Origin of the sequence: Pseudomonas sp. 43A, assembly GCF_013363935.1 — a bacterium.
Taxonomy (GTDB): Bacteria; Pseudomonadota; Gammaproteobacteria; order Pseudomonadales; family Pseudomonadaceae; genus Aquipseudomonas; species Aquipseudomonas crudilactis.
This window is the reverse complement of record NZ_CP054880.1, coordinates 4,575,784-4,601,412: the sequence shown is the minus strand read 5'-3', so window position 1 is coordinate 4,601,412 and position 25,629 is coordinate 4,575,784. Positions and strand designations below refer to the sequence as shown.

At 60.5% G+C, this 25,629-nt stretch carries 23 protein-coding genes; 10 read left to right on the top strand and 13 right to left on the bottom strand.

Features of this window, described 5'->3' with window-relative positions:
• Nucleotides 1-58: 58 nt before the first annotated feature.
• Complete coding sequence (locus HUW52_RS20100) at nt 59-490, bottom strand: nuclear transport factor 2 family protein (protein ID WP_095120253.1); 432 nt, start codon at nt 488-490, stop codon at nt 59-61.
• 521 nt (nt 491-1,011) lie between these two features.
• Between HUW52_RS20100 and mqo the strand changes: the two genes are divergently transcribed.
• Nucleotides 1,012-2,658: a malate dehydrogenase (quinone) gene (gene mqo, locus HUW52_RS20095; RefSeq protein WP_016983283.1), complete on the top strand. Its 1,647-nt coding sequence runs from the start codon at nt 1,012-1,014 to the stop codon at nt 2,656-2,658.
• Nucleotides 2,659-2,835: 177 nt separating this feature from the next.
• On the opposite strand, the gene HUW52_RS20090 is transcribed toward mqo, so the two are convergent.
• Nucleotides 2,836-3,264 (bottom strand): nuclear transport factor 2 family protein, encoded by a 429-nt coding sequence (locus HUW52_RS20090; protein ID WP_175554684.1) that lies wholly within the window; start codon nt 3,262-3,264, stop codon nt 2,836-2,838.
• Between the two features lie 438 nt (nt 3,265-3,702).
• On the opposite strand from HUW52_RS20090, the gene HUW52_RS20080 reads away from it, so the two are divergent.
• From HUW52_RS20080 to HUW52_RS20070, 3 genes are all read left to right on the top strand, one after another.
• Entirely contained in the window at nt 3,703-4,149 is a 447-nt protein-coding gene (locus HUW52_RS20080) for an NUDIX hydrolase (RefSeq protein ID WP_026000463.1), read from the top strand.
• A gap of 121 nt (nt 4,150-4,270) precedes the next feature.
• A complete protein-coding gene (locus HUW52_RS20075; RefSeq protein ID WP_175554683.1) occupies nt 4,271-5,482 on the top strand; it encodes a helix-turn-helix domain-containing protein in 1,212 nt (403 codons plus the stop codon).
• A 31-nt stretch (nt 5,483-5,513) separates the two neighbouring features.
• A complete protein-coding gene (locus HUW52_RS20070) occupies nt 5,514-6,146 on the top strand; it encodes a PQQ-binding-like beta-propeller repeat protein (RefSeq protein ID WP_175554682.1) in 633 nt (210 codons plus the stop codon).
• A 122-nt stretch (nt 6,147-6,268) separates the two neighbouring features.
• Here the strand turns inward: HUW52_RS20070 and HUW52_RS20065 are convergent, their stop codons facing one another.
• From HUW52_RS20065 to HUW52_RS20025, 9 genes are all read right to left on the bottom strand, one after another.
• The gene (locus tag HUW52_RS20065; RefSeq protein WP_016983288.1) at nt 6,269-6,460 is read right to left on the bottom strand and encodes a hypothetical protein; all 192 of its coding nucleotides are present in this window, start codon (nt 6,458-6,460) and stop codon (nt 6,269-6,271) included.
• A 202-nt stretch (nt 6,461-6,662) separates the two neighbouring features.
• Complete coding sequence (locus tag HUW52_RS20060; RefSeq protein WP_175554681.1) at nt 6,663-8,051, bottom strand: amidohydrolase family protein; 1,389 nt, start codon at nt 8,049-8,051, stop codon at nt 6,663-6,665.
• Nucleotides 8,052-8,064: 13 nt separating this feature from the next.
• Nucleotides 8,065-9,432, bottom strand: a complete 1,368-nt coding sequence (locus HUW52_RS20055; protein ID WP_175554680.1) for a nucleobase:cation symporter-2 family protein — start codon at nt 9,430-9,432, stop codon at nt 8,065-8,067.
• A 251-nt stretch (nt 9,433-9,683) separates the two neighbouring features.
• Nucleotides 9,684-10,727 (bottom strand): GTP-binding protein, encoded by a 1,044-nt coding sequence (locus HUW52_RS20050; RefSeq protein ID WP_175554679.1) that lies wholly within the window; start codon nt 10,725-10,727, stop codon nt 9,684-9,686.
• An 88-nt stretch (nt 10,728-10,815) separates the two neighbouring features.
• Entirely contained in the window at nt 10,816-11,445 is a 630-nt protein-coding gene (locus HUW52_RS20045; RefSeq protein ID WP_175554678.1) for a UbiX family flavin prenyltransferase, read from the bottom strand.
• On the bottom strand, nt 11,442-12,827 hold the full coding sequence (locus HUW52_RS20040; protein ID WP_175554677.1) for a UbiD family decarboxylase: 1,386 nt from the start codon (nt 12,825-12,827) through the stop codon (nt 11,442-11,444). Before HUW52_RS20040 ends, HUW52_RS20045 begins: the two co-directional genes overlap by 4 nt.
• Nucleotides 12,828-13,070: 243 nt before the next feature.
• Nucleotides 13,071-13,976, bottom strand: a complete 906-nt coding sequence (locus tag HUW52_RS20035) for an amidohydrolase family protein (RefSeq protein ID WP_003224037.1) — start codon at nt 13,974-13,976, stop codon at nt 13,071-13,073.
• A gap of 4 nt (nt 13,977-13,980) precedes the next feature.
• The gene (locus HUW52_RS20030; RefSeq protein ID WP_099758662.1) at nt 13,981-14,910 is read right to left on the bottom strand and encodes an amidohydrolase family protein; all 930 of its coding nucleotides are present in this window, start codon (nt 14,908-14,910) and stop codon (nt 13,981-13,983) included.
• A gap of 374 nt (nt 14,911-15,284) precedes the next feature.
• Nucleotides 15,285-16,208 carry a LysR substrate-binding domain-containing protein gene (locus HUW52_RS20025; protein ID WP_175554676.1) on the bottom strand — a complete coding sequence of 308 codons (924 nt, stop codon included), beginning with the start codon at nt 16,206-16,208 and terminating at the stop codon, nt 15,285-15,287.
• 118 nt (nt 16,209-16,326) lie between these two features.
• Here HUW52_RS20025 and HUW52_RS20020 point away from each other — a divergent pair, with 118 nt between their 5' ends.
• From HUW52_RS20020 to HUW52_RS19995, 6 genes are all read left to right on the top strand, one after another.
• Nucleotides 16,327-16,791 (top strand): (2Fe-2S)-binding protein, encoded by a 465-nt coding sequence (locus tag HUW52_RS20020; RefSeq protein ID WP_175554675.1) that lies wholly within the window; start codon nt 16,327-16,329, stop codon nt 16,789-16,791.
• Nucleotides 16,791-19,004 (top strand): molybdopterin cofactor-binding domain-containing protein, encoded by a 2,214-nt coding sequence (locus HUW52_RS20015; RefSeq protein ID WP_175554674.1) that lies wholly within the window; start codon nt 16,791-16,793, stop codon nt 19,002-19,004. Before HUW52_RS20020 ends, HUW52_RS20015 begins: the two co-directional genes overlap by 1 nt.
• A gap of 6 nt (nt 19,005-19,010) precedes the next feature.
• The gene (locus HUW52_RS20010) at nt 19,011-19,904 is read left to right on the top strand and encodes a LysR substrate-binding domain-containing protein (RefSeq protein WP_175554673.1); all 894 of its coding nucleotides are present in this window, start codon (nt 19,011-19,013) and stop codon (nt 19,902-19,904) included.
• Nucleotides 19,905-20,092: 188 nt separating this feature from the next.
• Nucleotides 20,093-21,589, top strand: a complete 1,497-nt coding sequence (locus HUW52_RS20005) for a helix-turn-helix transcriptional regulator (protein ID WP_175554672.1) — start codon at nt 20,093-20,095, stop codon at nt 21,587-21,589.
• Nucleotides 21,590-21,724: 135 nt separating this feature from the next.
• On the top strand, nt 21,725-21,982 hold the full coding sequence (locus tag HUW52_RS20000) for a DUF1652 domain-containing protein (RefSeq protein ID WP_016983290.1): 258 nt from the start codon (nt 21,725-21,727) through the stop codon (nt 21,980-21,982).
• A gap of 928 nt (nt 21,983-22,910) precedes the next feature.
• On the top strand, nt 22,911-23,561 hold the full coding sequence (locus HUW52_RS19995) for a trimeric intracellular cation channel family protein (protein ID WP_016987947.1): 651 nt from the start codon (nt 22,911-22,913) through the stop codon (nt 23,559-23,561).
• 129 nt (nt 23,562-23,690) lie between these two features.
• Here the strand turns inward: HUW52_RS19995 and HUW52_RS19990 are convergent, their stop codons facing one another.
• On the bottom strand, nt 23,691-24,458 hold the full coding sequence (locus HUW52_RS19990) for an SDR family oxidoreductase (protein WP_016985259.1): 768 nt from the start codon (nt 24,456-24,458) through the stop codon (nt 23,691-23,693).
• Between the two features lie 22 nt (nt 24,459-24,480).
• On the bottom strand, nt 24,481-25,548 hold the full coding sequence (locus tag HUW52_RS19985) for a phosphotransferase family protein (RefSeq protein ID WP_175554671.1): 1,068 nt from the start codon (nt 25,546-25,548) through the stop codon (nt 24,481-24,483).
• Nucleotides 25,549-25,629 lie beyond the last annotated feature (81 nt).

Below are 25,629 nucleotides of genomic sequence, written 5' to 3'. Positions count from 1 at the left end.
AGCTTGCTCGCGAAGAGGCCAGCCCAGTCAACATCCATTCAAGCCAGGTAAATCTGACTCAGAACTTGAACGCCTGCCGCCCCACCAGCAACCACTTGCCATCCTGCTTCTGCCAGATCTGAAAATTCTCGATCTCCGTTGGTATCACCTCGGTCCCCTTCAACGCTTGCGCGGAAAAGTGGTGGCGCACCAGCGCGGTATCGCCGGACAGGGTGATGGTCTGATTCTGCATTTCCAGGGTCTTGAACGCGCTCTTGCCGGTTTCAATGTCGGCGATGAATTCCTTCTTGTCCTGAATCTTGCCGCTGGAGTGGCCGTAGGTCAGGTTGGGCGCGGTGAGGGCGTTCAACTCGGCGATGTCCTTGTGCAGCATCGCCTGGGTCAGATGATCCACCGCTTGGGCGACATCTTTTTCTGCCGGGGCAGACGCGGCCATGGCGTAACCGTTAAAGGCACAGAGAAAGCCGATCAGCAGTCGGGTCTTGGTCATTGAGATTGTTTCCTTGTTGTTATGGGTTGACGACTTGTTTGTCAGTCGTCGTACAACCTAGCAGAAAATTCGTCAATAATGCACTGCAGAAAAGCGCTTGATCGCTGGGAAACTACACTTGAATGCAGGGTGATTTGAGTCGGCGCACTCATCCGAGGGTCATGTTCAGCGACTGGCGGCCGATAAGTCCCTGAGCGGAAAAAGACTCTCAAGTCGGGAACAGACGCGCGGGTTTGCCCTGACGTGATATTCTTCGCGCCAACTTGGTTTGACCTTATTCAGTTTGCTTGCCTCTGGGCGGGCCGACGGAATCCCTGTCGCTCAAGTAGCTGAGCCAATAATGATAAGAAGTCAGTTCAGAAGGGACATTAACTGAGGTCGATGCAGCATGTCGGCCTTGTGTGCCCACCCGTCAAAATTGAAGTGTGCCGGAATCTGCGACGCGAGCCTGAGCGTCATCAAAGCGGATCGCATACTGATAACAGCGGCGGGCGGAAGGCGTTTTATCATAGGTGCAACAGATGTTTAAAAAAGTGAACACAGCCCTGCTGGGTCTGGCTTTGGCGATGGGGATGACATCCGCCAATGCTGACGAAGCAAAGAAAGTCGACGTTCTGCTGATCGGCGGCGGCATCATGAGCACCACCCTCGGTGTGTGGATCAATGAGCTGGAGCCAAGCTGGTCGATGGAAATGGTCGAGCGCCTCGACGGCGTCGCCCTGGAAAGCTCCAACGGCTGGAACAACGCCGGTACCGGTCACTCGGCGCTCGCTGAGCTGAACTACACCCCGGAAGACGACAAAGGCAACGTAACGATCCCGAAAGCCGTCGAGATCAACGAAGCGTTCCAGGTCTCCCGTCAGTTCTGGGCCTGGCAGGTTCAGCAAGGCGTTCTGAAGAACCCTCGCTCGTTCATCAACACCACGCCGCACATGAGCTTTGTGTGGGGTGATGACAACATCAAGTTCCTGAAAAAGCGCTACGAAGCCCTGCAAGCGAGCCCGCTGTTCGCCGGCATGCAGTACTCCGAAGACCCGGCTGTGATCAAAAAGTGGGTCCCGCTGATGATGGAAGGGCGTGACCCGAGCCAGAAAATCGCGGCCACCTGGAGCCCGCTGGGTACCGACATGAACTTCGGCGAAATCACCCGCCAGTTCGCCACGTACCTGCAGACCAAGCCTAACTTCGATCTGAAACTGTCGAGCGAAGTCCAGGACATCACCAAGAATGCCGACGGCACTTGGCGCGTCAGCTACAAAAACCTGAAAGACGGCACCAAAACCGAAACCGACGCCAAGTTCGTGTTCATCGGCGCGGGCGGCGGTGCACTGCACCTGCTGCAGAAGTCGGGCATTCCTGAAGCCAAGGAATACGCTGGCTTCCCGGTTGGCGGCTCGTTCCTGGTAACCGATAACCCGGCCATCGCTGAACAGCACCTGGCCAAGGCCTACGGTAAAGCCTCGGTTGGCGCACCACCGATGTCCGTTCCGCACCTGGACACCCGTGTTCTGGACGGCAAGCGCGTCATCCTGTTTGGCCCATTCGCGACCTTCAGCACCAAGTTCCTGAAAGAAGGTTCGTACCTGGACCTGCTGACCAGCACCACCACCCACAACATCTGGCCTATGACCAAGGTCGGCATCAAGGAATACCCGCTGGTCGAGTACCTGGCTGGCCAACTGATGCTGTCGGATGAAGACCGTCTGAACGCGCTGAAGGAATACTTCCCGAACGCCAAAGCCGAAGACTGGCGCCTGTGGCAAGCCGGCCAACGCGTGCAAATCATCAAGCGTGATGAAGCCGCTGGCGGCGTGCTGAAACTGGGCACCGAAATCGTTGCTGCACAAGACGGTTCCATCGCCGGCCTGCTGGGCGCATCGCCAGGCGCGTCGACCGCTGCACCGATCATGCTGAGCGTGCTGCAGAAAGTTTTCAAAGACAAAGTCGCAACGCCAGAGTGGCAGACCAAGCTGCACCAGATCGTTCCAAGCTACGGCACTCAGCTGAACAGCGATCCGGCCAAAGTGGCTGCAGAGTGGGCGTACACCGCCAAGATCCTCGAACTGCCGACACCTCCAGTGATCGGTCAGGTGGCTGCTCCGGCCGCGCCTGCAGCTGAAAAAGCTGAAGCTCCGAAGGAAAACGCTGCACGTGACATGGCACTGTAACCAGACGCCTGACACACAAAGCCCACTGAACCGGCGACGGTCAGTGGGCTTTTTTGTGCACGTGCCCTTTCCGCCCCTGTAGGAGCTGCCGAAGGCTGCGATCTCTTGATCTTGAAGAAAAGTCAAAAGATCGCAGCCTTCGGCAGCTCCTACGGGGTTATATCTGTGCCCAGGTGTTCAGGCTTTTGCCTTGGCCAGATATGCACCGAGCCGCCGGCCCATCTCTTCGCCCAAGGCTTGCAGACCGCTCAGCGGCCGCACCATCACCTCGAACTCGACAATCTTGCCGCGCTCGTCAAAGCGAATCATGTCGATACCTTTCAGCTCCTTCGAACCCACCTTGGCGCTGAATTCCAGAATCACATTCAAGCCATCGGCAGTCGCCAGCTCACGGTGATAGGTGAAGTCTTCAAACACCTCGAACACGGTATTGAGGATCATCGACACCACCGGCGCGCCCGGATAAGGCGTGTGGGCCATCGGCGAGCGGAACACGGCTTGCGGGTCGAGCAGGCCGGGCAAGGCGCTGAGGTCGCCGGTGCGGATCATTTCGTGCCATTTGCCCAGCGATGCGGCGACGTTGGGTTGCAGGTTCAGGTCGGTCATGTTCACTCCAGGATTTTTCTTGTTGTTGTCGCGACGGCAATGACTCTAGATCAACCACGCCGAAATTGAACCCTTGTGCCGCGATCTGAATATCGGTCCATGGCCCATGCGGATCAGATGCGCATCTGATCCGTATTTTTTCGTCTTATCTGCCTCTGTTACCAGCTCAGTCATCCGCTCAAAATAGCCCCACGGTTCGGCACTCGCGGCAGTCCTTCATCCCGAAGCGCCCAGTGCACCGCAAGCTCAGCATTGAGGAGAGCAACATGAACAAGATGGCGTTTTTTCTGGGTGGCTTTCTGACACTGACCATTCTGATCGGCCTGCTCGCAACGATTTCTCCGGTCTGAAGCGACCCTTTTCCAGTGACGTCCACGGGTGTGTCGCGCAAAACATGTTCAAATGCCGCGCCCCACACCTGTAAACGGACTTCAGCCCATGACCGAACACCGCATCCGCGCGCTCGCACTCTGTGTCTTTCATCACAACGGCAAAATTCTGGTCAACCAGTTTCGTGACCCGGTCAGCCAGCAAACCTGCTTTCGGCCTATTGGCGGCGGTATTGAATTTGGCGAGACCAGCGCCGCAGCGATCGTGCGCGAAGTGCAGGAGGAGTTGGGCCTGTCCGTGACTGACGTGCGCCTGCTCGGCACACTCGAAAGCCTTTTCGTCTACAACGGCAAACCGGGTCACGAAATCGTTCAGGTGTATGACGCGACGTTTGCCGACCCCAGTGTCTATGCGAATTCGCAGATCGACGGCCATGAAAGCGACGGCGCTCCCTTCACCGCGCGTTGGCATGCCAGTTCAAGCTTCAGTGAGCAGTCGCCTCTGGTGCCGAAAGGCTTGCACGATCTGCTGAAGAGCGCCGGACTGCTGGCTTGAGGGCTGGCGCCGCGCTCGACTTCCTGCGTTTCCCATCCCCTGTCAAATGTGTCGCGACGTCGACCGTCATTCCAGGTATTAGACTCAACTGACGATTCGGTCGTCAGGGTATGAATGAACCATGGATTCGCTGATCAACGCTGCCGGCAGAGCGCTGTCCGCCGGTGACCCGCTAGGCGCGTTGAACTACGTCGCTCTGCGCGAGGACCCGCCGGCGCTGGCCCTGCGCGCAATTGCCATGGCTCAGCTCGGTGATCTACCCCGCGCCAAGGCATTGTTGCAGCGCGCGGTGAAGGCGTTTGGCAGCAATGAGCCGCTGTCGCGGGCACGTTGTGTGGTCGCCGAGGCTGAGGTGGCGCTGGCGGCGCGGGATCTGGGCTGGCCGGTGACGGCGCTGGAGGCGGCGCGGCGGCTGTTGCAGGATCACGGTGACGGCGTGAACGCGGCGCACGCGCGTTATTTGCAGATTCGCCGATTGCTGTTGATCGGCGAGCTGGAGGAGGCCGAAACGCTGCTGGCTGAAACGGACCCGGCGCCGCTGCCTCCGGCGCTGCGTACCGCTCATGAGTTGATCGCCGCCGGGATCGCCGTGCGTCGGGTCCAGGCACACAAGGCCAGCGCGGCGCTGGCTCGGGCGCAGGCTGCGGCGCAACAGGCCGGGATCGCCGCACTGAGCGCCGAGGTCGATCACGCCAGTCACCTGCTCGCGGCGCCCGCAGCGCGGTTGATCGTTGCCGGTCAGGCGCAATCTGTGAATCTGGCGCAGGTTGAAGCGCTATTCAACTCGTCGACGCTGATCGTCGATGCCTGCCGCTATAGCGTGCGCGGCGCTGGCATGACGGTGGCGCTGGCCACGCGGCCGGTGCTGTTCCATCTTGCGCGGTTACTCGCGCAAGCCTGGCCGGGCGATGTGGCGCGTGAAACGCTGTTCGCCCAAGCCTTCCGTTTGCCCCTGACGGATGAATCACACCGGGCTCGCCTGCGCGTCGAAATTGGCCGCTTGCGTGCAGCGCTGGCGCCGCTGGCGAACATCAGCGCGACGCCAAAGGGCTTTGCGCTGATGGCCGAGGACGTGGCACTGCTGACGCTGCCGGTCGAGGACAAATACGCGGCATTGCTGGCCTTGCTCGCCGACGGCGAGGCCTGGTCGAGTTCAGCGTTGGCACTGGCTTTGGGCAACAGCCAGCGCCAGGTGCAACGGGCGTTGGAGGCACTGGCGCGGGCGGACAAAGTGCAGGCGTTCGGCGTCGGCCGGGCGCGGCGCTGGCTGACGCCGCCGATGCCGGGTTTCGCGACGATCTTGTTACTCCCGGTGTCGCTGGGCAATGGCTAGGCTGGCCCCACACATCCACGAGGAAGCCCCCATGAAAAACGCAAATGCAGAAATCCTTCGCGAGTACGGCCCTTTTGATGACATCAAAGGCATTCACGGCGTGACGTTCGATGGCCAGCAGGTCTGGTTCGCCAGCGACGGTCAGCTCAATGCACTGGATCCGGCCAGTGGCGAAACCGTGCGCACGATCAAGGTTGGCGCCGACGGCGGCACCGCTTTTGACGGCCAGCACCTGTACCAGATTGCTGATCGCCACATCCACAAGATCGATCCGGCCACGGGGCGCGTGCTCCACACCATCCCGGCCCCGGGCAATGGCGGAGATTCAGGCATGGCCTGGGCGGATGGCTCGTTATGGGTCGGGCAGTATCGCGAGCGCAAGATTCATCAGATTGATCCGCAGACCGGCAAGATCCTGCGCACGCTGGAATCGAACCGTTTTGTCACCGGGGTGACCTGGGTCGATGGCGGGTTGTGGCATGGCACGTGGGAAGGCGATGAGAGTGAGCTGCGGCATATCGATGCGCAGGATGGCGAGGTCCTTGAGTCGCTGAAGATGCCGGCGGGGCAGGGAGTTTCGGGTTTGGAAGCTGACGGCGCGGATCGCTTTTATTGCGGTGGCGGTGACAGTGGACGGGTAAGGGCGGTGCGTCGGCCCAAATGATGAGGGTGCCTGCACGGGCCTCTTCGCGAGCAGGCTCGCTCCCACAGTGATTGCGGCTGAACACAAGTTTTGTGAACGACTCCAAACCCTGTGGGAGCGAGCCTGCTCGCGATAACGGAATGTCAGTCACCGCTGTTTCGACGGCGATCGACGCCGTCCGGATTGCCGATGTCCAGCAGCCTTCTTTCCACCAAGACATTCTCAAGGGCCTGACGCTCTACCGGCTTCATTTGGTGCTCACGTTTTTTCAGCTCCAGCAGAATCGGGCTGGACCAGGTGCGGTAAGTCTGTTCGATGGTGCGACGCGACGTCATCAGTCTCTCCTTGATCAAGAGCCCGGTGTTGCGGGCAGGGGCTCAATCCGATGAGGTGTTAACGTTAGTCGAGAAAGCCAAGACGCGCGAATCCACACGCCGGCTGTAGGAGCTGCCGCAGGCTGCGATCTTTTGACTTTGTTTTTTAAAAGACAAGATCAAAAGATCGCAGCCTGCGGCAGCTCCTACAGGGGGGGCGAGGTTAGTCGTCGACGTCCATCAGTTGCTGCACACCTTCCCACGCTTCGGCGCGCATGCGTTCGATGTCGAGGCCCGGAATCACACCGTTGTCGACCACGATCCTGCCGCCCACCAAGCTGTATTTCACCGTGATCGGCTCACCCGCCACCACTGGCGCGACGGCGCTGTCGTGAAAACCATAGAACCGTGGATGGTCGAGGCTGTAGATCACCAGATCCGCAGCCTGACCGACTTCAAGTGTGCCAACGGCACCGAGGCCCAGCACTTGCGCGCCGCCCGCCGTGCCCCAGTGAATGACGTCTTCAGCGGTGGTCGCCGAGGCGCCTTGTTCGGCGCGGTGGATCAGCCACGCGGTGTTGGATTCGCCGACCATGCTCCCGGACTCATTGGAGGCCACACCATCCACGCCCAGGGAAATCGGCACGCCAGCCTCGTACATCTGCGGCACCGGTGCGACGCCGCTGCCCAGGCGGGCGTTGCTCACCGGGCAGTGCGAGATGCCGGTGCCGGTTTGCGCGAGCATGCGGATTTCACCCGGTTGCAGGTGCACGGCGTGGGCGAACCAGACGTCCGGGCCGAGCCATTCATGTTCGGCGACGAACTCCACCGGCAGGCAATTGTATTTCTCGCGGCAGAAATTCACGTAGTTCTGCGTTTCCGACAGGTGCGTGTGCAGGCGTAAGCCGAGGCCGCGCGCGGTGTGTGCCAGTTCGCGCAGCAGGGTTGGCGGCAGCGAGAAGGTCGGCGTAGTTGGCGCGACGACGACGCGGCGCATCGCGTCCGGGGTGTCCTGGTGATACCGCGATTTCAGCCGTTCGATATCACCGACCATTTGCTCAAGGCTCTCCGGTTGCAGCGCGGTTTTCGAGAAGCCCGGGTGGGCGCTCGCCGACTCCAGCGCGCCGCCTCGGCACAGCACGAAACGCAGGCCGAATTCATCGGCCATGTCGAACAACAGGTCGCCGGTCTCGGTGCTGCCGTGGGCGTGATAGAGATAGTGGTGATCGGCGCAGGTGGTGACGCCGGACAGCAGCAACTCGACCATGCCCAATCGCGCAGCGATCCGCGCCAGTTGCGGAGTAAAGCGGTTGAGGCGCGGGTAGGGCACGCTGGCCAGCCAGCCTTGCAGATCCTGATTCAGCCCTGCGGGCACGGCTTTGAGCAGATTCTGGAAGAGGTGATGGTGAGTGTTGATCCAGCCCGGATAGACCACGCAGTTTCGTGCGTCGATCAGTCGTTCTCCGGGTTGTGGCTCAAGGTTCGCGGCCATCTCGCCAATGCGACCGTTGACCACGCGGATGTCCACGGCGCCGGCCCGCGCGCGAGGGCCGCGCAGGCCGGTCATCACCGCGACCGGGTTCTTGATCAGGATGTTCTGAAGTTGAGTCATGGGCAGCTCCAAACTAAAGGATGTGCGAGGCGGATTTGCTGGCGGTGGTTTCCGGCACGCTGACGCCATTCAGCGCGGCGTTGAGCAGCACCGACACCAGGCAAGCGATAACCACGCTGCTGTGCAGGAACGGCTGCGACCACTCGGGGAGTTGTTTGAACAGGGTGGGTGCGAGCACCGGCACCAGCGCGGCGGCGATGGTGAAACCGACGATCAGCACGTTGTAGCGATTGCGCTCGTAGTCGACTTTGGCGAGGGTTTGAATGCCCGCCGCCGCGACCACGCCGAACATGGCGATGCCGGCACCACCGAGGGCGGCAGTCGGCATCGAAGCGATGATCGCGCCGGCTTTCGGCACCAGGGCAATCGAGCACATCAGCAAGCCGCTGACCGCGACGACCCAACGGCTGCGTACGCCGGTGAGGATCACCAGACCGACGTTCTCCATGAAGGCGATAAAGGGAAACGCGGCAAACATCCCGGCGATGGTGCTGGCCAGACCATTGGCGCGCAGGCCGTTGATGACCTGTTTGTCTTCCACTGGTTTTTCGACGATGTCGCCAATGGCCACGAACAGCCCCATCGACTCGACCATCTGCACGATCATCACCACCACCATGGTCGCGATGGGGATCAGGCTGAAGGTCGGCAAGCCGAAATAAAACGGGTAGGGCACGGTCAGCCATGGCGCTTCTTCGACGCTGTGAAAACTGCCCATGCCCAGACCGTAGGCCAGACCGGCGCCGATCAGCATGCCGATCAACACAGCCATGTTGCGTAGCAAAGGGCTGCCATAACGGTTGACCAGCAAAATGGTCAGCAACACCACCACCGCCACGCCGAGAAACGCCGGCGCGCCAAAGTTGCTCGCATTGCGTCCGCCGCCAACCCATTCATAGGCAATCGGGAACAGCTGCAAACCGATCACGGTGACGATGCACCCGGTCACCACCGGCGGGAAGAATCGCCGCAATCGGCCCACGAACGGCGCGATCAACATGGTGAAAATCCCCGCGCCGATCACCGCCCCGCAAACCCCGGCGAATCCCACCTCCGGGTTGCTGCCGATGGCGATTACCGGGCCAACGCTGCTGAACGCCACGCCTTGCAGAATCGGCAGGCGCACGCCGAACTTCCAGAAGCCGACGGTTTGCAAAAGGGTGGCGATGCCCGAGCAGAACAGCGTGGTGCTGATCAGCACCACCGTGTCGGCATGAGACATTTTCAAGGCACTGGCGACAATCAACGGCACGGCGATGGCGCCGATGTACGACACGGCCATGTGTTGCAGGCCGAGGGTGAGCATCTGTCGCACCGGTAAAATGCGGTCGACGGGATGCACGGTGGCGGCGGATTGCGTTGGAGATGGGGCTGACGACATGGGGAAACACCTCTGGCTGTTTTTATGCGGTAGAGAGGGGTATTCGTCTGATGCCGATCAGCTCAAGGACACAGTGGAACCCTGTGGGAGCGAGCTTGCTCGCGAAGGCAATATGTCAGTCAACTGAGAGGTTGAATGTGACGGCCTCTTCGCGAGCAAGCTCGCTCCCACAGGGACTTGTGCAGCCCCAAGTGGCGAACATCAGTCATTCGTGCTGCGAAGCCGCCATCCACCGGCTCCGATGCCTTGTTTCAGCCTGCCAGGCAGGCGGCGAAGCCTTGGTTCAGCGCCGCGCGATCCAGGTCGCGGCCGATGAACACGATCTTGCTTGAGCGGGGCTCCGTGCCCCACGCGGTCGAGGCGCGGAATTCCACCAGGCTGTGCACGCCTTGCAGCACGTAGCGCTGGTCTTCGTTGGCCACCGCGAGCACGCCTTTCATGCGGTACAGGTTGTCGGCCTGAGAGAAACGCAGCTCGCTGATCCAGCGATGGAAGGCCATAAGGTTGACCTCGCCGTCCACGGCGATGCCCACCGATGACACGCTTGGGTCGTGCTCGTGATCCGGCTCTTCATGATGGTGTTCGTGATGGTCGTGATGCTCGGGTTCCGCGCCGATCTCCATCAGCTTCTGCGTGCATTCAAATGCGCCGATGCCGAGGATTTTTGTCAGGTCGATTTGCGCATGGGTCGAGGTCACCAGATCCGCTGTGGCATTCAAGCCACGGATCTTGCCGCGCAGAACTTCCACCTCGTCTCTGCTGACCAGATCGACCTTGTTGATGACGATCCGGTCGGCGCAAACAATCTGATCCACCGCCTGATTGTCGACGCCGTCGAGTTGCAAATCCTCCAGGTGCTGGGCGATGTGCTTGGCGTCGACCATGGTGACGATCGCGTCGAGTTCGACTTCATCGGCGATCGGGTCATTGATGAAAAAGCTCTGCGCCACCGGGTACGGGTCAGCGAGGCCACTGGTCTCGATAAGGATGTGATCGAGGCGCACGGGACGTGCGACAAGTTCGCGGACGATGCGCACCAGATCCTCGCGAACCTCGGCGGTGCAGCACACGCAGCCGTTGACCATTTCGTAGATTTCTTCGGTTTCCGAGCTGAGGACGAGGTCGCCGTCGATGCCGACTTCACCGAATTCGTTTTCGATCACGGCGATTTTGCGGCCGTGGTTTTCCTTGAGGATGTAATTGAGCAGGGTGGTTTTACCGGCACCGAGGAAGCCGGTGAGGATGGTCACGGGGATTTTGGTGTTGCGGGTTGGGGCGTTGAAGGGGGTGTTCATGGTGAGGCTCCTTTGATTGACCGGTGCACACTGAATTCGGGTGATGCTGCTTCATTGTGGGAGCGAGCCTGCTCGCGAATGCGGTGTGTCATTCAGCAGTGATGGCGACTGTTCCAACGCTTTCGCGAGCAAGCTCGCTCCCACAGGATCCCTGGTGTTCTCGCCATCGTTGTGCGGTGCCAGAGTCGAGACCAAACAGGTCGAGCACGCGACCGAGGCTGTGGTCGACCATTTGCGCAAGGCTTTCCGGGCGGGCATAGAAGGCGGGCACCGGCGGCGCGATGATCCCGCCCATCTCGGTGACGGCGGTCATGTTGCGCAGATGGGCGAGGGTCAGCGGGGTTTCCCGGGCCATCAACACCAGCGTGCGGCGTTCCTTGAGCGTGACGTCGGCGGCGCGGCCGATCAGTCCTGATGACGTGCCGGTGGCGATTTCCGCCAAGGTGCGCATCGAACACGGCGCGACGACCATGCCCAGGCAACGAAACGAGCCACTGGCAATTCCGGCAGCGACGTCATCGGCGCGGTGATAATGGCTGGCCAGCGCGGTCACGTCGGCCAATTTGTAGTCGGTTTCGTGGGCCATGGTCAGCAGCGCGGCACGGCTGATGATCAGGTGGCTTTCGATGTTCAGCTCGGCGAGCAATTGCAGGAGTCGCACGCCATAGATGAAGCCGGACGCGCCGCTGATGCCTACCACCATCCGCTGGCGGTTCATGATTGAAGTCCCTTGAGCAGAACCCGCGCGCGTTCGAGTACCTCTTGATCGAGCTGCGCCTTGATCCCGTCAAACCCTGAACCGCGAGTTGCATCGAGGCCCATCCGCGAAGTGGTGCCGTTGACCGACGACGAAGGATCGAGCGGACTGCCAGGCAAACCATCAACGGTAAAAATATCCAGATGCGGCTGGAAGTGCGTGGCCAGCGCCCACAACACCTGGCTGTCGTCGCTGATGTCGATATCGCTGTCCACCGCAATCACGGTTTTCAGGTACGGATCCCAGCCGAGCAAGGCCAGCATGATCTGCCGCGCCTCGCCGTCGCGACTCTGATCCAGAGCCACGTAACAGTGAAAGTGCGTGCCGGAATTGGGGTAATGCACGGCGGTGACGGCGGGGAAACGCGCTTTCAGTTTCTCGCTCATTTCCGCTTCGCGCGGCAGGCGGGCGAGGGTCAGGTGCTCGGCGTAGCGGCCGCCCATGACGTCGACCAGCCAGGCGTCTTTGCGCTTTAACAGCGTATCCACGCGCAGCACGTTGTTGGTCGAACGATCCGAGGAGTAACCGCTGAACTCACCGAACGGGCCTTCCTCGGCGTAGGCCGCCGGGTCGATCGCACCTTCCAACACGAACTCGGCATACGCTGGTACACCGATGCCGTAGCGCGGGGTTTTCACCAGCTCCAGCGGTGCGCCGAACAGTCCGCCAGCCACAGCGCGTTCATCGCTGCCGTAGGGCAAACGTGCAGCGGCGGCGAGCATGAACAACGGATGCGCACCGACGACCATCGCCACGCGCAGTTCTTCGCCACGCTCGCGAGCGGTCTGCAACATCCGCCACAGATGCCCGCGTGAATGCAGGCTGGTCGCAAGTGCTTGCCGGGCGTGGCGCATCGAGCGGTGATAGCTCATGTTGGCGATGCCGGTCAGCGGGTCCTCGGCAATGATGATGGCGTTAGTGATGTATGGGCCGCGATCGCTGGCGAAATGCTTGAGCATCGGCAGCAGCGCCAGGTCCAGCGCTTCGCCTTCGAAGACCTCATCGAGGATCGGACCGCTCTCCACATAGCGTGGTGCGATGGGCTGGTTGGCGCGGGTCTGGAAGGTTTCGTGCAGTTGCGCCGCAGTGACGCCGAACAGCCGGGCAATGCGGGTTCGGGAGGCAAACAGATTGGTCGCCACCGGCACACCGAGATGGCCGACGTGTTCGCAGATCAGCAGTGGATCGCGGCCTTGGGCGGCGAGGGCATCGACCAGGGCGGTGACGTCCTGATCGGCGGAAATCGCTTGGGTGACAGTCAGCACATCGTCCGGGTACTCACGGCGATAGGCGTCGATAAACACGTGAAAGTCCTGGGAATCGCCGAGCGTCGAACGGGTCATGGTGTCACCTCGTAAAAAGCAGGCACGCAGGGGTGAGAGGGCGATCGCGCGGCCAGCCGTTGGCCTGCCGGACGAACGAACGCCGGGTCATCTTCGTGCCTGTAAAGTCGCTGTGCTTTTAAATTCTGGCAACGAACCCTGTGGGAGCGAGCTTGCTCGCGAAGGCATTGATTCAGTCACCATCGTTGTTGAATGACACATCGCATTCGCGAGCAAGCTCGCTCCCACAGGTTTTGTGTATGGCTACAGGTATGTGGTGGTCAGGCGTATGTCGGCCTCGACCAGATCCTTGGGCGGTGGCGTCGGTTCGATCCCGCACAACCGGGCGATGTTGTTGCCCAGGTAGTCTTCGAGATGATCCTCATCGATGCCCAGACCTTGCGGCGCCGGTGAGCACAACACCTCAAGTTCGCGCAGCCACATGCCCGGTTCGTTCGGCGGCGAATCGGTGCCGAACACGATCTTGTTGCGCGGCAGCTCCTTGGCGAATTCGACGATCCGCGACTGGAAGCACCAGCCCGATTCGCAGTACACGTTCGGCGTGTCCATGGCCATCCAGAACGCTTCGAACGAGTAGTTGCCGCCGGTCTGGATACCGAAGTGGCCGATGATGAAATTGACCATCGGAAACTCGCGGATGATCGGGTAGAACATCGTCGGAATCGTGTACGGGCCGTCGCCGGTGTGGATCAGCACAACGATGTTGTACTTGGCGCAGACTTTCATCGCCGGGCGCAGCCAGTCGAGTGCGCGATCAGGGCGATAGCCGTGCATGTTGGCGTGCAGCTTGAGCATCTTGAAGCCGTATTCCTTGATGTGGAATTCCAGCTCCGCCGCACCGTTTTCCGGTCCCCAGCGCGGGTTGAAATTGAAGTTGCCGATGAAGCGATCCGGGTACTTCACGCAGAGTTCAGCGACGTAGGACATGTAGTCGCGCACGCCCTCGCGGCCGCGGCGGTTGCCGTCGCGATAACCGGTGTTGCCCGGTGGCGGCTGGATGAAACCCATGTCGATACGGCGTGGTTTGCCGTTGATCATGTACGGGCCGTCCATCAACTTGAGCATGCGCTCGCCGGTGAACGGTTCGCCGGTGTGGCGCCAGGCCTCGTCGACCAGGTTGGTGGGATGCAGATGGGTGTCGATGATCATCGGTTCAGCTCCTGGCCAGTTGAGTGGTGACGGGGCGCTTGAGTTGCGCCTCTGCTTCGGAAACGGAACGCGGTGGCGGGGTTGGCTCGAGGCCGATCATCCGCGCGGTGTTGTTGCCCAGGTACTCTTCGAGAGTGTCCTCGTCGAGGTTCAGGCCTTGCGGCGGTTCGTGGCAGAGCACTTCGAGCAGACGCAGCCACATGCCCGGTTCGTTCGGCGGCGTGTCGGTGCCGAAGAGGATCTTGTGCGTCGGCAAGACCTTGGCGAATTCGACGATCCGCGATTGCAGGCACCAGCCGGATTCGCAGTAGACGTTGGGCAATTCCATCGCCCATTGCATCGGTTCGAAGACGTAAACGCCGCCGGTCTGCACACCGAAGTGGGCCATGATGAAATTGACGTTGGGGAATTCCTTGATCATCGGCACCCATTCCGACGGGATGCTGTAAGGCCCGTCGCCGGTGTGCAGCTTGACCGGAATGCCCAGCTCGGCGCATTTCTCGAAGCATGGGCGCACCCAGTCGAGGGCGCGGTCAGGACGGTAGGCGTGCATGTTGGCCTGCATCTGCACCATGCCGAAACCGTGTTCCTTGACGTAACGCTCGATCGCCTCGACGCCGTTTTCCACGCCGCAGCGCGGGTTGTAGACGAAGCAACCGATGAAACGATCCGGGTAGGTCTGGACCATTTTCAGGGTGTAGGCCATGTAGGCGTCGATGGATTCACGGCCGGTCAGGTCGCCGTCGGTCCAGGTGTAAATCGTGTTGCCCTGCGGCGGCTGGATGAAGGCTTTGTCGATACGGCGAGGCTTGCCGTTGACCATGTACGGGCCATCCATCATCTCCAGCAGACGCTCGCCGGTGAACGGGTCACCGTCATGCCTCCAGGCGAGGTCCACGAGATCCGTGGGATAGCAGCTGATATCGATGATCATTGCAGTCGATCTCCTGATAGCGGGGAAGGGAGCCTTGCGGCTCTCGGCATCCACGTCCCGGGCAATCGGCCGTTTCTATGCGCAAGACACGCGCATTCCCTCGCCTGTTCGCATCCGGCCCGGGTGGGTGGCTGCTGAGGGCGAGTATTGGAAAGGGGGGTTGGGTTCGTACAATATTAATTGAGCGCGGTGGTGATACTTGGGCGATATGGGCAGATCAAGAGCTACCCTCACCCCAGCCCTCTCCCGGAGGGAGAGGGAGCCGACGGAGGTGACTTGCCTTGTACATCGACCTGAAAGAACCAGTCGATTATGGATTCACAGCAGGAGGTGCACGTCGGTGTCATTCGCCAATATTCCCCGATCGGTCCCCTCTACCTCTGGGAGAGGGCTCGGGTGAGGGCAGGGTTCTCAAGCGTACACAGGACTAACTGCCTAACCGCATCAACCACCGGCGCCACACGTTCGGCCTGCCCATGCGGCCATACCGCATAAAGGTTGTAATGCGCCGCAATCTGCGCCTCGTTCAACGCCACCAATCGCCCACTGCGCAACGCATCAGCCGCCAGTAATCCACGCACCAACCCTGCGCCAACGCCGGCCTCAGCCGCCGCAATCAGATTCGCCGCATTATCAAAAATCACCCGCGCTGACGGTTCGGTCGGTGTCATCCCGGCCGCATCCAGCCATGGAATCCACGACCGCCGCGTATACCCCAATAGCGGCAACTGCAGGATCTGCGCCGGGCTAAGCGGCACTTGCAAACCATAGCGTTCAAGCAACTCTGGCGAAGCCACCGCCAATACCCGATCGCCACAAATCTGCGTCATCTCGCAGTCGTCCCAATCGCCATAGCCATAACGCAACGCCAGATCCACTCGCTCAAACGTACTGCGATCACTGCGCGGCATCGACAGCAGCGTCACCTCGTAATCCGGCAGTTCATCGAGCAGCTGCGGCAGGCGCGGATTGAGCCAGCTCTGCGCCAGTTCACTGTCGACGTCGAGGGTCAGGCGTTGCGCCATGCTGCGGTTTTTCACCGAGGACAAGGCGCGATCAATCTGCGCCAGACCGTCCGACAGCACACTGGCAAACAACTGCCCGGCGTCGGTCAGATTGCTGCCGCCACCTTCACGCACGAACAGCGGCTGGCCGATGAAATCTTCCAGCGCGCGGATCTGCTGACTGATCGCACTGTGCGTGAGGTCGAGCTTACGCGCAGCACTGGAGAAACTGCCGCTGCGCGCCGCGTGGATAAACGCGCTCATGGACTGCACCGACGGGTATCGCTTGTACATGTTGTTAGTCCTGCTTACAGCGGTTGGCAGAAATCGTCGCTGGCCGCGTTTTGCCCGGGGTTCCAATAATCGGTCACCAGGCCCGCACAAAGACGGGCCGCTCTTTTGGAGCCTGACAATGATTGCATTCACGGTTAACGGCGAACGACGTGAGCTGGATGAAGCGTCCTCCTCCATGCCCTTGTTATGGGTACTGCGTGATCGACTGAAACTCACCGGCACCAAATTCGGTTGCGGCATGGGCCTGTGCGGTGCCTGCACCGTGCACCTGGATGGCGTCGCGGTGCGTTCCTGCCAGTTGCCGGCGGCCGCCGTCGCGGGCCACAGCATCACCACCATCGAAGGCCTGTCGCCGACGGAAACTCATCCTCTGCAACTGGCCTGGATCGCCGAAGATGTGCCGCAATGCGGTTACTGTCAATCCGGGCAGATCATGTCCGCCGCCGCATTGCTCAACACTGGCGCGGCGGTGACCGACGATTCGATCCGCAATGCGATGTCCGGGAATATCTGCCGCTGCGGCACCTACGGGCGCATCAACAAGGCGATCAAACGTGCGGCGAATGCGCCGAAGGAGGCCTGATGAGCCTCGTCGACGACACCCGCATCGAACTGCCGCGCCGGGTTTTTCTCAAGCAAGCGGCAACAGTCGCTTCCGGTTTGGCGATTGCTCTCTATCTGCCGAGCGGCATCGCCGCGACTGACCCGAAAGCCCCGGCACCGGCCAGCGAGTTCGAACCGAATGCCTGGGTGCGCATCTTTCCTGACGGCACGGTGAAACTGGTGGTGCACAAGCACGATTCCGGCACCGGCACACAAACGGTGCTGGCCGCGTGCGTGGCTGAAGAGCTGGACGTCAACCCGATGACCGTGCAGGTGATCACCCCGGAAGATCCGTTTTTCGAAACCTACATTCATCCGGTCTGGAAGGTCTTTTCAACGGGCGGCAGCACCAGCGTTTCCCTTGAATACGACCGCTTGCGTATGGCCGGAGCTACGGCGCGGGCGCTGTTGATTACGGCGGCAGCCAAGCAGTGGAAAGTCAGCCCCGACAGTTGCGTCACCGAAGAAGGGCGGGTCGTTCACACCGCGAGCCAGCGCAGGCTCGGTTATGGTGAACTGGTCGCAGTGGCGGCGAATCTGCCGGCGCCGACCAACGTTACGCTGAAGGATCCGACGCAATTCAAGTACATCGGCAAACTGCGTCACAAACGTGATGCGGCGGCCAAGGTCTGCGGGCGTTTCAAATACAGCATCGACGTGCAATTGCCGGACATGCTGGTGGCGGTGATTCAGCGTGCGCCAGTGGTCGGGGCGAAAGTGCTCAGCGTCGATTCTGCTGCGGCTCTAAAAGTGCCGGGCGTGCGCAAAGTGCTGGCGATTGCGGGGCGGCCCGATGTGCTCGGCGGCAATCTGGAAGGTGTCGCCGTATTGGCGGATACGTTCTGGGCGGCGCAGCAGGGCCGCCAAGTGTTGGAGATCAAGTGGAGCGATTCGCCGCTGGCCGGGTTTGACAGCGAGCAACTGGCCAGCGCTCAGGCCCTAGCCATCGGTGATCCTGAAGCTCAAACCGTCAAAGCGATGACCCAAGGTGATGTCGCCGGGCAATGGGCGGGCGCGGCGCAGTTGATCGAAGCCGATTACACCATGCCCTACAAGGTGCAAAACCCGCTGGAACCGATCTGCATCACCGCGCAGGTCAAGGGCAAGGCAATCACGTATTGGGGCGGTGTGCAGGTGCCGTCCTCGGCACTCGAGGCGGCGCAAACCGTGTGCGGGATCGACAAGGCCAACGTGACCATTCATGAGTTGGTCTCCGGCGGCAGCTTCGGTGCGCGGGAGGCCAAATACTGGTTGTTTGAAGTCGCGTATCTGGCGCAGAAAACCGGTGTGCCGGTGAAATTGCTCAATAGCCGCGAAGATGAAATGCACGCGCTGTTCAATCATCCGGCCACTTTGCATCGGGTCAAAGGTGCGCTCGACGCTCAGGGCAAACTCAGCGCGCTGCAACTGCACGCGGTGTCGCCAGCCTCGCCGGAACAGTGGGAACCGGGTTATTTCGAACGTCCAGACAAAATGGATTACAGCACCACCGAGGCGATCACTGCGTGGGACTTCGCCTACCGTCCGCCGCATCTGGAATTGAACTGGGTCAAGCACGAAAGCAACGTGCCCAGTGGTTGGTATCGCTCGGTGAGTTTCATCCCCAATGTGTTCGCCGTGGAAAGTTTCATGGATGAACTGGCTCATGCCGCCGGTGAAGATCCATTGGCGTTCAGGCTGGCCAATATGCAGGAGCGGCCACGGCACGTGGCAGTGCTCAAGCAAGCTGCCGTGCGCGCCGGTTGGGGTAAACCGCTGCCACCTGGCACGGCACTGGGGATCGCGACCAATCAGGGTTACACCAGTTTTATTGCGGTGGTCGCGCGGGTGACAACGGTCGACGGCAAGCCGAAAGTCGAGAAACTCACCTGCGTGGTCGATTGCGGTTTGGCGGTCTCGCCGGGCGGTGTCGAGGAACAGATATACGGCGGCCTGATGTGGGGCTTTGGTCACGCGTTGTTCGACCGGCTCGACATCAAACAGGGCAGGGTGGTGCAGAGCAACTTCCACGACTACCGCGTCACGCGCATGTCGGACATGCCGGCCACCGACATCCTCGTACTGGACGGTGAACCGAGCAAACCTGGTGGCGTCGGTGAGTTGGGCAGTCCATCGGTGGTGCCGGCCATCGCCAATGCCCTGTTCGCGCTGACCGGCGTGCGCCAGCGTTCGACGCCATTGAGCCTGGGGTAAGTCGCCATGGATTTGCGTCTGCTGCGGTATTTCATGGCGTTGGCCGATGAGTTGCACTTCGGTCGCGCTGCCGAACGCCTGCACATCTGCCAGCCGCCGCTGAGCCAGCAGATTCGTTTGCTGGAGGAGGAACTGGGCACGCCGCTGTTCGAGCGCAGCCATCATCGGGTCGAGCTGACAGTGGCGGGGCAGATGCTCAAGGAGCAGGCGCCGCTGGTATTTGAACAGCTAGAGCGGGCGCTGGACCTGACGCGGCAGACCGGACGGGGACAGTTGGGCGAGCTGGAAATCGGCATGATCAGTTCGGTAATGGTCGGCGTGCTGCCCAAGGCCCTGCATCTGTTTCGTGAGCGCTATCCGCAGGTCAACTGGCGTCTGCATGAAATGACCCCGGCGGCACAGGTCAAGGCGTTGAAGGAAAAACGCATTGATGCCTGTGTGTTTCGTGTCGGTTACGACGATCCGCAGTTGCGCAATGAACTGCTGATCTACGAGCCGATCCATGTGGTGATGCCGGCGGATCATCCGCTGGCCAGACGTGAGTTTCTGGCGCCGGCGGATCTGGCCCGCGAGCCGTTTGTGGCGTTGGAATTGAAGCAGTCGCGGTTTGCCAATTTCCTTTATCAGTGCTGTATTCAGGCCGGGTTCACCCCGCAGATTCGCCAGCAGGTGATCGAGGTGCAGACCTTGCTCAGCCTGGTGCGCGCCGGGTTTGGGGTGGCGCTGTTGCCGGCGTCCATCGAGCAATTGGCCCCGGCGGGGTTGGTGTTTCGGCGCTTGACCCCGGCGTTGCCGGAGGTGCCTTTGTATGCCACTTATCGGGCGGACGATGCTTCGCCGGTGCTCAAGCTGTTTCTCGATACGCTGCGCGAGTTGGTCGAAACCTCAAGCCAACACTGAATCCTGTGGGAGCGAGCTTGCTCGCGAAGGCACAGTGACAGTCGAAAAATGTTTTGAATGAAGTACCGCATTCGCGAGCAAGCTCGCTCCCACAGGGGATTTGCGTTGTTGCAAGAATTTAACGCTGGCACGATCGCAAGCGCGTGCGGTCGTACTCTTCACATGGGCGTATCACTTGTGGAGATCCAATGAGCCAGGAAGTCCTGACCACCGAAACCAACCGCCGCCAGTTGCAGCAGATCATCGCCGGGCTGTCCGACGGGGTGATTCTGCTGGAGCTGGATCAGAGCATTCTCTGGGCCAACGAAGCCGCGATGGCCATGCACGGTGTCAGCCGGATCACCGATCTGGGCCACAATGCCGACGAGTACGCCAAGAAGTTCCACCTGCGCTATCGCAATAATCACTCGATCACCGCCGAAAACTATCCGATCAGCCGGGTGGCGCGCTGTGAGAGTTTCAATGATGTGCTGATCGAAGTGTCGCCGGCCGACGATCCGGAACGCGTCTGGGTGCACAGCGTGCGCAGCATGATTCTCACCGATCGCGAGGGGCAGCCCGAGTCGCTGGTGCTGATCATGAGCGACGTCACCGACTGGGCCAACGCCGAGCAGCGCTTCGAAAAGACTTTCAATGCCAACCCGGCGCCGGCGGTGATCTGCCGTCTCAGCGATTTGCGGTACATCAAGGTCAATCCCGGGTTTCTTGAGATGACCGGCTACACCCGCGAGCAGGTGATCGGCACTTCGGCCTATGAAATCGACATCTTCGAGCAGGCCGAGAAAAAGGATCTGGCGATTCAGCGTCTGCGTGATGTGGCGACCATTCCACAGATGCAGGCCGAATTGCGCCTGCCCGATGGCGGTAGCAAACAAGTGATCGTCGCCGGCCAGCCGCTGACGCTCAATGATGAGGATTGCATGCTGTTTTCCTTTGTCGACATGGAGCTGCGGCACAAGGCCGAGGTGGCGTTGCGTCAGAGTGAGGAGCGTTTTGCCAAAGCATTTCGCTTGACGCCGGTGCCGATCCTTATCTGTAGTGCCGATGAGCAGCAGGTGATCGACGTCAATCAGGCGTTCCTCGATACCCTGGCCTACGACAGCGAGGACATGCTCGGCAAAACCGTGACGCAGCTGGATTTCATCGATGACAGCGGCGCGCGTACACGGTTGCTGGCGGCGCTGGCGAAAAGCGGTCGGGTGGATCGGGTGGATGTGCGGGTGCGCAAGAAGGATGCGGACCTGCTCGAATGTGCGCTGTCCGCCGACACCGTGAATATTCAGGACATGCCGTGTTATTTGCTGGTGTTGATGGACATCACCGAGCGCAAGCGCACCGAACTTGAGTTGGTGGCGGCGATTGAAGAGGTGATGAAGGACGCTTCCTGGTTCAGCCGTACGTTGATCGAGAAGCTGGCCAATGTGAAGAAGGTTAACTCGCCGCAATTGCCTAGCGTGTCGTTCACTGATCTGACGGCGCGCGAGCGTGATGTGCTGGGGTTGATCTGTGAAGGGCTGGCGGACAAGGAGATCGCAGCGCGGCTGAAACTGGCGCCCAACACGGTGCGAAATCATGTGGCGACGGTGTATTCCAAGCTGGATGTGCACAGCCGCAGTGAGGCGATTGTCTGGGCGCGCGAGCGTGGATTGTTTTCCGGGGAGTCGGGGGGCAAGGGCCAGCGATAAGGTGCAAATGCACTAGTTCGAATGGTGCAAATTGAGGTGTTGGCGGGTGAGGTCTGTTCTTAGTCTGGTGGGGTGCGATACGAGCCTTTTTGGCTCGGGATCGCGGCCCTTCGCAGTCGTTAAAGGAACAGTCTGATGATGAATCTTGCGCAGTTGCGCTCGCAGCTTGAACGCAGTTTTTCGCCGCTGGCGTGTGAATGTCTGGTGGATGGTGATCATTCGCTGACTGTGAAGCTTTATCACCCGGTGTCGGGGCAGGTGGATCTGGTGATCAGTGGGTTGAAGCTTGATGCGCTGCGTACGCCTGAGTCAGTTGATGCTTTGATTGAAGAGTTGCGGTATGAGCTGGAGAGCAACTCTTTGCGTTCTTCTCTTGATCCTGATTTGGCTTAGGGCTTGGCGGCCTTTGAGCCGACCAGGCTCTTGGGGTTTGGGGTGTATATCCGTTTTTGTGGGTGCTGCCGCTGGCGGTTTCGCTTTTACAGCGAGTCCCTTTGGCAAACGCCCCAAAGGAACCAAAGGTCTGTGCCCTGACGTTCGGCCCGCTCGCTGGGGCTCGGGGTTCCTTCGCTCCGGGATCGATCCGGGGGCATCGCCTACGGTTTGCTTCGCTGCACCTCCTCTCGATGTGTTCGACTTCGTCGAACGGTCGCTGCGCTCCCACCCCCGGATCAATCCCTCCACTCAGCCTGCCGACGGGCTTCCAGATCAAGATCAAAAGCCGCAGCCGAGCTAACGCTCATCCTGTTGAGTGGTGAGAAGCGGATGCGGTTTGCTTTTGCTTTTCTGTAGGAGTGAGCCTGCTCGCGATGGCGGCCTGACGGCCGACCAATCTCTGCCAGATGCACCAATCCCTGTGGGAGCAGCTTGCCAGCGATGGCGACCGACAACCCACCAAACTCTGCCAGATGTAACCAGCCCACTATGGGAGCAAGCCTGTCTGCCCGGCACGTTTCAATTTGCGAACCCTTTCGAATCCCAACGCAAAATCGACAGCCATATCCTTACGATACAGCCGATTCACTGGCGCTTGCGGGTGTCTCGGCTATAAAGAATGAGTGGTCAGGTCTTCCGTGGTCGGTTGGGTCGCGGGAGTTGCTCTTCCATTCATCGCGGGTCGTCCTATGAACCATCTTGGGAAACGCGTGTTGCCGTTGGCTTTTTTTGCAGTGCTGTTGGCTGGCTGTGCCAGTCCTCCACCCCCTCCGCCAGTGACGCCACCGCCACCGCCGGAGCGCACGTGTCAGGTTCTCGAAAACACTGAGGTTGCCGGTGACATGTACGTCGACGGGCAGGTCACTCGACACATCACCACAACCCGTTGCGTCACGCAGTAGCGCCGGCCGGGCGTAAGTCCCGGGTTGAGCGGATTGTGCTGGTGGCCGACCTTGCCGGTACGGCGGTGTTTGCCGTGGAAGGTGCCATCGCGGCGATGCGCAGCCAACTCGACCTGCTCGGGGTGATGGTGATTGCGTTTATCGTCGCGCTCGGCGGCGGGGTCACCCGTGATCTGCTGATCGGTGCAACGCCACCCAATGCTGTGGCCGACTGGCGCTATCCGGCGCTGGCGTTTTTCATGGGCGGGTGGGCGTTTGTCTTTCATGAACAGGTGCTGGGCTGGTCCGGTTCAACCCTGATTGTGCTGGACGCGGCGGGGTTGGCGCTGTTTGCCGTGGCCGGTGCGCAGAAGGCCTTGAATTTCGGCATCACGCCGTTTGTGGCGATGCTGATGGGCACGATCACGGGCGTTGGCGGTGGGGTGATTCGCGATATTGTGCTGGCGCGGATACCAGTAGTGTTGCAGGCGGATTTGTATGCCAGTTCGGCGTTTGTTGGCGCGGCGGTGTTGATCGTTGCGCGCAGACTGGGCGTTTCGCCGGTCGCGGCGGCGCTGTTGGCCGGGGCGGCGTGTTTGATTCTGCGATTGCTGTCGGTGCATTTCGGCTGGCAACTACCGAAAGTCATTGCCTGATACACAAATCCCTGTAGGAGCTGCCGAAGGCTGCGATCTTTTGATGTTGTTTGTAAAAAATCAAAATCAAAAGATCGCAGCCTTCAGCAGCTCCTACAGGGACAAGATCAGTTCAAGTCCCGAGTGGGATCAGGACAGGAACCCACCGTCTACATTCAGCGCAACACCCGTGGTGTAGCTCGACGCATCACTGGCCAGGTACAACACCGCGCCAGCCATTTCGCTCGGATCGGCCACACGCTTGAGCGGAATCTGCGTCAGCGCCTGCTTGAGGATCGCGTCGTTCTTCACCAGTGCCGAGGCGAACTTGGTGTCGGTCAGGCCCGGCAGCAGGGCGTTGCAGCGGATGCCGAACTGCGCGCATTCCTTGGCGAAGACTTTGGTCATGTTGATCACCGCGGCCTTGGTCACCGAGTAGATGCCCTGGAAAATCCCCGGCGAAATACCGTTGATCGATGCGACGTTGATGATGCTGCCGCCACCGTTTTCGCGCATCAGCTTGCCGGCCTCAACCGACATGAAGAAGTAGCCACGAATGTTGACGTCGACGGTCTTCTGAAATGCGCTCAGATCGGTGTCCAGCACGTTGCAGAATTGTGGATTTGTCGCGGCGTTGTTGACCAGAATGTCGAGGCGGCCGAACTGTTCCTTGATGCCGGCGAACACTTGAGCAATCTGTTCCATTTCACCGATATGGCAGGCCACTGCGGTGGCTTTGCCGCCCGCGGCAATGATCGCATCGGCAACGTGCTGGCAGCCATCGAGTTTGCGGCTCGAGACGATCACGTGGGCGCCTTGCTGGGCGAGCAGTTTGGCGATGGCTTCACCGATGCCACGGCTGGCGCCGGAGACGAAAGCGATCTTGCCGTCGAGGTCGAACAACTGAGTCTTGGACATAAGGGTTCCTGGGTGTGGGCCGTCAGAGGCTCGATTTCGCAATGACCTGCAAGCTCATCTGCTCCAGCAGTTTGTTCATGTGAATGAACTGCGCGAAGCGTTTGTCCTGAGTCTGGCCGTGGTAGAAGCGGTAGTAGATCTGCTGCACGATGCCGGCCAGGCGGAACAGGCCGTAGGTGTAGTAGAAGTCGAAATTGTCGATCTGGATGCCCGAACGCTTGGCGTAGTAATCGACGAACTCGCGGCGGGTGAGCATGCCCGGTGCGTGGCTCGGCTGGCGACGCATCAGTTGCACCGGCGCCGGGTCATCGGCCTGAATCCAATAGGCGAGGGTGTTGCCCAGATCCATCAGCGGGTCGCCGAGGGTGGTCAGTTCCCAGTCGAGCACGCCGATGATCTGCATCGGATTCTGTGGGTCGAGGATGACGTTGTCGAAGCGGTAGTCGTTGTGGACGATGCTCGAGGTCGGGTGGTCGGCCGGCATTTTGTCGTTGAGCCAGGCTTTGACCTTTTCCCAGTGTGGCGCGTCGGGGGTCAGGGCTTTTTCGTAGCGTTCGCTCCAGCCTTTGATCTGGCGCGCGACGTAGCCTTGCGGTTTGCCCAGATCACCGAGGCCGCAGGCGTTGTAATCGACACGGTGCAGCTCGACGAAACGGTCGATGAAGCTCTTGCACAGCGCCTCGGTTTTCGCTGAGTCGAGGCCCAGTTCCGCCGGCAGTTCCGAGCGCAGGATGATCCCTTTGACCCGTTCCATCACGTAGAACTCGGCGCCGATCACCGATTCGTCGGTGCAGTGCACGTAGGCTTTCGGGCAATACGGAAAACCGTCGCGCAATTGATTGAGGATGCGGAATTCGCGGCCCATGTCGTGGGCGGATTTGGCCTTGTGGCCAAACGGCGGGCGGCGCAGGACGAATTCCTGTTCCGGGTATTCCAGCAGGTAGGTCAGGTTCGACGCGCCGCCGGGAAACTGGCTGATCGCAGGCGTGCCGCTCAGGCCCGGAATGTGCGTCTTGAGGTACGGATCGATCAGGCTGGCATCAAGTTCTTCGCCGGAGCGGATACGGGTGGACTGGTCAGTAAGCGCCATGCTTATCCCTTCTGCTTATTTTGGAGGCCAGACATCATTGGCTAATCTAATGGGGCGCTCGGGCGGTCACAAGCGCGGGTC